2 protein-coding genes and 1 pseudogene are annotated in these 1,892 nt (G+C 71.2%); 2 read left to right on the top strand and 1 reads right to left on the bottom strand.

Features of this window, described 5'->3' with window-relative positions; genetic code table 11:
- Together AB0O19_RS38430 and AB0O19_RS38435 are read left to right on the top strand one after the other, a co-directional pair.
- Positions 1-97: pseudogene (locus AB0O19_RS38430) on the top strand (electron transfer flavoprotein subunit beta); the annotation flags it as partial.
- Positions 98-154: 57 nt separating this feature from the next.
- Positions 155-1,117, top strand: a complete 963-nt coding sequence (locus tag AB0O19_RS38435; RefSeq protein WP_363626390.1) for an electron transfer flavoprotein subunit alpha/FixB family protein — start codon at positions 155-157, stop codon at positions 1,115-1,117.
- A 71-nt stretch (positions 1,118-1,188) separates the two neighbouring features.
- Here AB0O19_RS38435 and AB0O19_RS38440 read toward each other — a convergent pair whose 3' ends face one another.
- Positions 1,189-1,623, bottom strand: coding sequence for a hypothetical protein (locus AB0O19_RS38440; protein ID WP_363585622.1), 435 nt, complete (start codon positions 1,621-1,623; stop codon positions 1,189-1,191).
- Between the last annotated feature and the right edge of the window lie 269 nt (positions 1,624-1,892).

A 1,892-nucleotide genomic window follows, 5' to 3' on the forward strand; every position in this document is an offset into this window, starting at 1 on the left:
GGCGCGTCCGGCGCGGACCGCGGGCACGGTCGTCAAGGACGAGGGCGAGGGCGGCAGGCAGCTCGCCGGCTTCCTCGCCGACCAGAAGTTCATCTGAGCCGGCCCGGCCGAGCCACCCACCCCCTGCCACAGCGAAACACGGAGACATTGAGCAATGGCTGAGATTCTCGTCCTGGTGGACCACGCCGACGGTGCGGTCCGCAAGCCGGCCCTCGAACTGCTGACCCTGGCCCGCCGGATCGGCGAGCCGTCCGCGGTCGTGCTGGGCGCCGGTGCCGCCGCCGCCGACCTCGCGGCCAAGGCCGCCGAGTACGGCGCGGCCAAGGTGTACGTCGCCGACGGCGCGGAGTTCACCGACCAGCTGGTCGTCCCGAAGGTGGACGCCCTCACCCAGATCGCCAAGGCCAACGACGCCGCCGCCGTCCTGGTCACCTCCACCGGCGAGGGCAAGGAGGTCGCCGCCCGCGTCGCACTGCGGCTGGGCTCCGGCATCATCACCGACGCCATCGACCTGCGTGCGGGCGACGGCGGCCCGATCGCCACCCAGTCGGTGTTCGCCGCCTCCTACACCGTCGACTCGCGCGTCAGCAACGGCGTGCCGGTCATCACCGTCAAGCCGAACGCGGTGGCCCCCGAGGCCGTTGCGGGCGCGGGCGCGGTGGAGAACGTGGCGGTGGAGTTCACCGGCAACGCGGCCAAGGTCACCTCGCGCACCCCGCGGGTGTCGACCGGTCGTCCGGAGCTGACCGAGGCCGCGATCGTGGTCTCGGGCGGCCGTGGCGTCGGCGAGGCGGCCGGCTTCGGCGTCGTCGAGGAGCTCGCGGACGTGCTGGGCGCGGCCGTCGGCGCCTCGCGTGCCGCCGTCGACGCGGGCTGGTACCCGCACAGCAACCAGGTCGGCCAGACCGGCAAGCAGGTCTCGCCGCAGCTGTACGTGGCCAATGGCATCTCCGGCGCCATCCAGCACCGGGCGGGCATGCAGACCTCGAAGACCATCGTGGCCGTCAACAAGGACCCGGAGGCCCCGATCTTCGAGCTGGCGGACTACGGCGTGGTCGGCGACCTGTTCGCCGTGCTGCCGCAGCTGACCGCCGAGGTGAAGGCCCGCAAGGGCTGATCCCCGCACACGGCAGTGGGAGGGCGTGGCACCGGGTACCCGGTGCCACGCCCTCCGCCGTGCGGTGGACGCTATTCGGCGAAGGCCGCGAGGTGCTGGGTGAACCCGCCCTGGACGGGCGGCAGCGGGCGCGGCTCGACGTCCACCGGCGGCTGCGGCCCCTCCATCGGCAGCAGCCGCAGCTCGGGCTGGTCGGAGCCGGGGGCGGACAGCAGCCGCACCCGCGTCCCGACCGGGACGGTGCTGCGCAGCCCGTCGACGATGCACCAGACGTCGAAGCCCTCGGCCATCCGGATCAGGGACTTCTGGCGGACCAGCGGCGTCCGGGCCTGCTCGACCTCGCAGCGCCGGACCACGCCGGTGCCCTCGCTGGGCTCCAGCCGCAGCTCGGTGGAGCCGCAGGTGGGGCAGAGCAGCCGCTGGAAGGTCGGATTGCAGCACCACGAGCAGCGCTGGAAGTACAGCGTGGTGCTCCGGGTGTCGGCATCGATGGCTGAGTGGACCACGCTGTCATCTCCCTGCGCTCGGACCGGCTTGTTCGGCAGAAGTTCGGCAGAAAAAAGGATAGGGAACTCAGTGCCGCCATGTGAAGGCACTGAGTTCCCTTTTTGCCGCGTGGGTGCATAATGAAGGGTACTGAGTACCGTCGTGAAACAGGAGTGGCGATCATGAGCCAGGAGTTCGATCTCTTCCGTATCTCCGAGGAGCACGAGATGCTCCGTGAGGCGGTGCGTTCGCTGGCCGAGGCGAAGATCGCTCCGTTCGCGGCGGAGGT

It is taken from the genome of Kitasatospora sp. NPDC091276 (genome assembly GCF_040684355.1).
Classification (GTDB): domain Bacteria; phylum Actinomycetota; class Actinomycetes; order Streptomycetales; family Streptomycetaceae; genus Kitasatospora.